The organism is Pseudomonas sp. GW821-FHT02A08 (assembly GCF_059422045.1).
Map to the genome: position 1 here is coordinate 97,134 of NZ_JBWKWD010000023.1, position 7,009 is coordinate 104,142.

Here is a 7,009-nt window from a genome sequence, read left to right on the forward strand (position 1 = left end):
TTCACTCGGTGTCATTGAGAATCAGGCTGCGGTAATGCCCCGGATTTGACCCCGACCACTTGCGAAACGCCTTGTAGAACGAACTGACGTCAGCGAACCCCAGCCGCGTGGCGATTTCACTGAAGCTGATCGCCGGCTCGGCCAACCAGACGATCGCCAGCTCCTTGCGCACGCCGTCCTTGAGGCCTTGATAGGTTTGCCCTTCTTCGGCCAGTCGGCGGCGCAAGGTTGAAGCCGACATGCACAGGCGTTGCGCCAGGGCTTCGGTTTCCGGCCAGTGTTCGGCAGGCAGGTGGCGCAGGTCGTGTTTGATGCGGCTGGCCAGGCTCTGCGGATCGCGGTACTTGACCAGAATGTTCGCCGGCGCACGAGCCAGGAATCGCTCGAGTTCTTCAGGGCTGCGCTTGATGGGCAGGTCCAGGCAATCGGCGGAGAAAATCATCCGCGTCCGCGGGCGGTCGAAGCGCAGGTTCTCGGAAAACATCACCTGATAGTCATCGCAGAAATCCGGCTTCGAACAGCGCAGTTCGATGGCCAGGATCGGAATTCGCCGCCCTGCCAGCCAGCAGGCAACACCGTGCACGATCATCCAGTAGGTGAAATAGGTGAAGGCCCGGCGCGGGTCCTTGTTGTCCTCCAGCAGGACGATTTCCGCCAGGCTTTGCTGACGCACCAACTGCGCCGGCAGGTGTTCGAGGATCAGCGACAGGAACCCCAGGCCGCTGGCCACTCCCGCCGCCACGTTGGGTTGAAGCATGGCGCTGCGACACAGGAACGCGAAGCTGCCGGATTTGAGTTTGCGAGGGTCCATGCCAAAGAACTCATCATCCCCGCGCCGGGCCAGTAACCGCCACAGCCGCGCATAAGCCGTGGCCGGAACACGGGCGTCGGTGCTGCCCAGCAGCTGCGGGTCGATACCAACCTTGCTCAACACCTCATCCGTGGCAATGCCCGGCGCGCAGCTTTGCAACAGTGCTTCACGCACCAGTTGAATGGAGATGGTGTCTTTTTCCGACATGGATCGCGGCAAGCCCTGTTCTTGTTCGAGTGGGGGGCATATTAGCCGAAACCACCCGCTCAACGCAGATCCCTTGTGGGAGCGGGCTTGCTCGCGAAAGCAGTGTGCCTGTCGTTGATGTACCGAAAGTGAAAACGCCTTCGCGAGCAAGCCCGCTCCCACAGGTTATTCAGCGAACACAGAGTTTGTGTACGACAAAGCCCCCTGTAGGAGCGGGCTTGCCCGCGAAGGCGTCAGTCGCCGCAGGCTGCGATCTTTTTCAGAGGATGCGGTAGAGCAACCGCTCGATCCGCACGCGACTCACACGCTTGAGGAACCTGGCCACGCCCGCCGGGTATTCGGCCAGGGTTTCCAGATTCTGGAATTGCTCGATTCGCCGGGTGTGCTGGAAGATCTCTGCCAGCTCTTTACGACGCGGCTCCAGCAGTTCGCCATGGGGATCATCGATCAGCAAAGCGTTTTCCAGATCGAGTCGAAACGCCCGGGGGTTGAGATTGTTGCCGGTCAGCAAGGTATAGCGCCGGTCGATCCACATGCCCTTGAGGTGGTAGGTGTTGTCGCCATCACGCCACAGGTGCAGGTTCAACTGCCCGCTGTCGATGTTGCGCTGATGACGCTTGGCAAACCGGCGCAAGCTGATTTCGTACAGGTACGGCAGCGCCGAAATGACCCGGAACGGTTCGCTCGGCGGAATGTAGAAGTCGTTGGCCGTCTTGTCGCCGACCACAATGTCGATCTTCACCCCACGGGCCAGTGCGCGGTTGAGCTCGCGGATAATCGCCAGCGGCAGGTTGAAGTACGGGGTGCAAATGGTCAGTTGCTGCCGGGCGCTGGCGATCAGTTCGCAGATCACCCGGTTCAGCGGATTGTTCTTGCCGACGCCGAGCAGCGGGCTGACGGACAGACCGGTCCTGTCGGTGGTGCCCCGCGTGGTGTCGTACGCCGCGTGCTTGAGACGGCTGCGCAGGTCACCGATATCATGGCGCAGGCTGCGGGTGGTCGGCAGGTTCGGAAGGTCGAGGCGGTGCACCGCCTTGGACGCCACCAGGCCGTGCTGCACCAGGTGCTGCATCGAATCGGCCAGTTCACGATTGTGCAGCAGGTGATAGCGGTCGTAGCGGTACTTGTCGAACTTGTGCAGATAGACGTTGTTCAGGCTCGCGCCGCTGTAGATCACACAGTCATCGATCACGAAGCCTTTAAGATGCAACACACCGAACAGTTCGCGGGTTTGGACCGGGACGCCGTAGATCGGCACTTCGCTGGCATGGGTGCGGGTCATTTCCTGATACCAGGCGGAGTTGCCCGGTTGCTTGCCGGCACCGATCAGGCCGCGCTGGGCGCGCAGCCAGTCGACGACGACCACCACGTCCAGGTCCGGACGCGCCAGTTTGGCCGCGTGCAAGGCATCGAGAATTTCCTGGCCGGCTTCATCCTGTTGCAGGTACAGCGCAACGATATAGATGCGCCGGGTCGCGCTGGCGATTTTCTCCAGCAGGCAACCACGGAATTCGGCTGCGCCGGAGAGGACGCTGACGGCATCGGCCGTCAGCGGAAAACTGCGCAACTTGGGCAGCAGGGAGCGTTTGAAAAGCGACGGCATAGGGCTCGCAATGGGTCGAATCCGAAGAACCCAAGAGCTTACACCATCGCTGGGTTCGGGTCTTGTTACTGTCTGTAATGTCCTCTTCGCGAGCAAGCCCGCTCCCACAAGGGAACGCATTTCAAATGTGGGAGCGGGCTTGCTCGCGAAGACCATTTATCAGGCACTACAAAAATATCGATTGACCATGGAGAACGATCGTTCTACTGTTAGCCACATGAACGAAATCAATAGCAATGACACACGCGACATCATTCTGGATGTCACCGAAAAGTTGATCTACAAAAGTGGCATAGCCGCCACCGGCATGGATCTTCTGGTGAAAACCGCCGGCGTCTCCAGAAAAAGCGTCTACCACTACTTCGCCAACAAGGACGAACTGGTGGTGGCCGCCCTGCAACGCCGCGACCAGCGCTGGATGCATTGGTACAGAGGCGCAGTCGGCCAGGCACAAACCCCGGCCGAGCGACTGCTCAATCTGTTTACCGTACTCAAGTCGTGGTTCGCCTCCGAAGGTTTCCGTGGCTGCGCTTTCATCAACACCAGCGGCGAGACCGGCGACCCGCAAGACCCGGTGCGCCTGATCGCCAAAGAACATAAACAGAAACTGCTCGACTACCTGTGCGAGCTGTGTACCGAACATGGTGCCGAGGATCCGCAGATGCTGGCCAGACAGCTGCTGATCCTGATCGATGGTGCCATTACCGTGGCGCTTGTAATGGGTGATCACAGTGCCGCCGATAATGCGCAATGCATGGCGCGAAAGTTATTGGACCTGTAGCAACTCAATCAAGCTCGACACAATGTTGGAACTTTAACTTGATACGGAGACTTGAAATGTCTAATGCCGAAGTTCGTCCGCCATTACCCCCTTTCACCCGTGAATCGGCCATTGAAAAAGTTCGCTTGGCCGAAGACGGCTGGAACTCCCGGGACCCGGAGCGCGTGTCCCTGGCCTATACCCTGGACACCCAATGGCGTAACCGCGCCGAGTTCGCCCACAACCGCGAAGAAGCCAAGGGCTTCCTGACCCGCAAATGGGCCAGGGAGCTGAACTACCGACTGATCAAGGAGCTCTGGGCATTTACCGACAATCGCATTGCCGTGCGTTATGCCTATGAATGGCACGACGATTCGGGCAACTGGTTCCGCTCCTACGGCAACGAAAACTGGGAGTTCAACGAGGACGGCCTGATGGCCCGCCGCTTCGCCTGCATCAACGACATGCCGATCAAGGAAAGCGAGCGCAAGTTCCACTGGCCGCTGGGGCGTCGACCTGACGATCATCCAGGCCTGTCGGATCTTGGCCTGTAAATTCACCGATACCACCTGTGGGAGCGGGCTTGCTCGCGAAGGGGCCATCAGATCCAACATTGACGTTGGCTGACACACCGCTTTCGCGAGCAAGTCGAATCGTCGCACCGCCGCTCCCACATTGGTTTTGTGTTGTACAGGTGAGTAAGATGTCGCCCCTTCCCCGCAGCCTCTTTCTGCACCCGCCGAATAAGCCGATCCCATGCCTTTCGAACTCAGCGTTGACCCCTCCACCCTGGCCATCCTGGCCCTTGTCGCTTTTGTTGCCGGTTTCATCGACGCCATCGCCGGTGGCGGTGGTCTGTTGACCACCCCGGCCTTGTTGACTGCCGGCCTGCCGCCGCACCTGGTGCTGGGCACCAACAAACTCAGTTCGACCTTCGGTTCGGCCGTCGCCAGTTTCACCTTCTACCGACGCAAGCTGTTCCATCCAGCACAATGGATTCATGCCATCGTCGGCACCCTGGTCGGCGCACTGACCGGTGCCGTGGTCGCCCATTACCTGCCGGCGGAGTGGCTGAACAAAATGCTGCCGGTGATCGTCTTCGCCTGTGGCGTTTACCTGTTGTTCGGCGGCACGCCGAAAGCGCCGCTGGACAGCGAGGCACCGATCAAGAAAAAGTGGCAATCGACCCAAGGTTTCAGCCTCGGTTTCTATGACGGCGTGGCCGGTCCGGGCACGGGCGCGTTCTGGACCGTGAGCAGCCTGCTGCTCTACCCCATCGACCTGGTCAAGGCCAGCGGCGTGGCGCGCAGCATGAACTTCGTCAGCAACGCGGCGGCGCTGTCGATCTTCATCTTTTCCGGTCAGGTGGACTGGATCATCGGCCTGTGCATGGGCTCGTCGTTGATGGTCGGCGCCTTCTTCGGCGCCCGCACCGCCATCAGCGGCGGCGCGAAATTCATTCGCCCGGTATTCATCACCGTGGTGCTGGGCCTGACCGTACGCCTAGCCTGGCAGCACTGGTTCAGCGTGGCCTAAACGCCGGGCCACATAGACGTCGATCAGGTAACGGGCAATCGAGCGTGACGCCGGCAACGGCGGCAGCTCGTGCACGTTGAACCACTGGGCGTCCTCGATCTCGTCTTCCTGACAGACGATCTCGCCACCGGCATATTCGGCGTGAAAGCCGAGCATCATCGAGTGCGGGAATGGCCAGCACTGGCTACCCATGTACTGGATGTTCCTGACCTCGATGCTCACCTCTTCGCGCACCTCGCGAACCAGGCAGTCCTCGGCCGATTCGCCCGGCTCGGCGAACCCCGCCAATGTGCTGTAGACACCGCTGACAAAACGCGGTGAGCGTGCCAACAGCACTTCATCGCCTCGAGTCACCAGTACGATCATGCTCGGCGAAATCCGTGGGTAGCTGCGCAGATCGCATGGCTGGCAATACATCGCCCGTTCGCGCGGTACCTGGGTCATGGCCTGACCGCAGTTACCGCAAAAGCGGTGCTCGCGGGCCCAGGTGCCGATCTGTGCGGCGTAACCGAGCACCTTGTAGACCGTGTGATCGCCTTCGAGCATGAACGCCCGCAGGCCTTTCCAGTTGCAACCCGGCACTTCGCTGTGACTGCGCAATTCCAGCAGATAGACCGGCTCGCCATCGAGATGACCGATGCCATGCTCGGCGAGAATCGACAGGTCCTGGCGCTTGAGCCATTCACGCGGGAACAATGCGCCATTGTCATCGAACAGAAAGCCTTCGGGGCTGCGCGCGACGGCCCAGCCGCCGGGTTGGTCGGTGTCCAGTACTGCGGTGGTCCAGCGAGGAATCATGGTTAATCAATCCAGAAATTCGGGTTTCTGTTTGCTCATATGGGCGGCCATGGCCACGCGCAGATCGGTCGATTGCAGCATGGCGGCGTTCCAGGTGGCGATGTATTCGAGGCCGTCATCGATGCGATGGTCACGCATGTAGCTGATCATCTCCTTGGTGCCGGTGACGGCGATCGGCGACTTGCTGGCGATTGCGTAGGCAATGCCCATGACGCCGTCGAGCAGGCTGGCGCTGTCGCTGTAGACGCGATTGACCAGGCCCATGCCCCGCGCTTCATCGGCGCCGAAGGTGCGACCAGTGTAAGCCAGTTCGCGCAGCATGCCGTCACCGATGATCCGCGGCAAGCGTTGCAGCGTGCCCACGTCGGCGGCCATGCCGATGTCGATTTCCTTGATCGAAAACTGTGCGTCCTCGGCGGCATAACGCATGTCGCACGCGGCAATCAGGTCGATGGCGCCCCCCAGGCAGTAACCCTGAATGGCCGCAAGCACCGGTTTGCGGCAGTTGTCGACGGCATTGAACGACGCTTGCAGGGTGAGGATCTTGCGTCGCAACAGGCGCGCATTGCGTCCGACGTCCTTGCCCAGTTCATTGGCCACACCGGCCAGCATCATCAGATCGATACCCGAGGAGAAATGTTTGCCTGCGCCGCTGAGGACCACCACGCGCACTTCATCGGTGTCGTCGATCCACCGGAAGATCTCGACGATCTCGCTCCAGAACGCCGCGTTCATCGAGTTGATCTTCTCCGGGCGGTTGATCTGCACATGGGCGATTTTATCGACCAGTTCGACGTTGAATGCGCTGTATTGAGACATGCCGGTGATCCTTTTGCAGGCAAAAATGAAGCCCGAACTATAACAAGGCCTCGAAGTTAATGCCGATCAGTTAAGCCACAACGCAATCTGTAGCAGCTGCCGAAGGCTGCGTCCGACTGCGCAGCAGTCGTAAATCCGGCTTGCACGAACTCCCTGACGTACCGCGAACTCTGATTTCACGACGGCTGCGCAGCCGGACGCAGGCTACGCCAGCTGCTACAAGGAAGGCGTAGCGTCCGGGTTCGCCTAACTGATCGGAATTAGGCCCCGAAGTTAATGCCGATCAGTTAAGCCACAACGCAATCTGTAGCAGCTGCCGAAGGCTGCGTCCGACTGCGCAGCAGTCGTAAATCCGGCTTGCACGAACTCCCTGACGTACCGCGAACTCTGATTTCACGACTGCTGCGCAGCCGGACGCAGGCTACGCCAGCTGCTACAAGGAAGGCGTAGCGTCCGGGTTCGCCTAACTGATCGG

7 protein-coding genes are annotated in these 7,009 nt (G+C 60.2%); 3 read left to right on the forward strand and 4 right to left on the reverse strand.

Annotated elements, in window-relative coordinates; translation table 11 throughout:
- Position 1: 1 nt before the first annotated feature.
- Both AC07W4_RS17480 and pssA read right to left on the reverse strand, forming a co-directional pair.
- On the reverse strand, positions 2-1,018 hold the full coding sequence (locus AC07W4_RS17480; RefSeq protein WP_495033296.1) for an AraC family transcriptional regulator: 1,017 nt from the start codon (positions 1,016-1,018) through the stop codon (positions 2-4).
- 259 nt (positions 1,019-1,277) lie between these two features.
- Complete coding sequence (gene pssA / locus AC07W4_RS17485) at positions 1,278-2,621, reverse strand: CDP-diacylglycerol--serine O-phosphatidyltransferase (protein ID WP_495033290.1); 1,344 nt, start codon at positions 2,619-2,621, stop codon at positions 1,278-1,280.
- Between the two features lie 217 nt (positions 2,622-2,838).
- Between pssA and AC07W4_RS17490 the strand changes: the two genes are divergently transcribed.
- The 3 genes from AC07W4_RS17490 to AC07W4_RS17500 all read left to right on the forward strand — a co-directional run bounded on the left by AC07W4_RS17490 (position 2,839) and on the right by AC07W4_RS17500 (position 4,917).
- The gene (locus AC07W4_RS17490) at positions 2,839-3,402 is read left to right on the forward strand and encodes a TetR/AcrR family transcriptional regulator (protein WP_495033291.1); all 564 of its coding nucleotides are present in this window, start codon (positions 2,839-2,841) and stop codon (positions 3,400-3,402) included.
- Positions 3,403-3,458: 56 nt separating this feature from the next.
- Entirely contained in the window at positions 3,459-3,935 is a 477-nt protein-coding gene (locus AC07W4_RS17495; RefSeq protein ID WP_056727496.1) for a nuclear transport factor 2 family protein, read from the forward strand.
- Between the two features lie 202 nt (positions 3,936-4,137).
- Complete coding sequence (locus AC07W4_RS17500) at positions 4,138-4,917, forward strand: TSUP family transporter (RefSeq protein WP_495033292.1); 780 nt, start codon at positions 4,138-4,140, stop codon at positions 4,915-4,917.
- Here the strand turns inward: AC07W4_RS17500 and nudC are convergent.
- On the reverse strand, positions 4,885-5,715 hold the full coding sequence (gene nudC, locus AC07W4_RS17505) for an NAD(+) diphosphatase (RefSeq protein WP_008052180.1): 831 nt from the start codon (positions 5,713-5,715) through the stop codon (positions 4,885-4,887). The genes AC07W4_RS17500 and nudC overlap by 33 nt on opposite strands.
- Before the next feature lie 6 nt (positions 5,716-5,721).
- Entirely contained in the window at positions 5,722-6,534 is an 813-nt protein-coding gene (locus AC07W4_RS17510) for a crotonase/enoyl-CoA hydratase family protein (RefSeq protein ID WP_495033293.1), read from the reverse strand.
- Positions 6,535-7,009 lie beyond the last annotated feature (475 nt).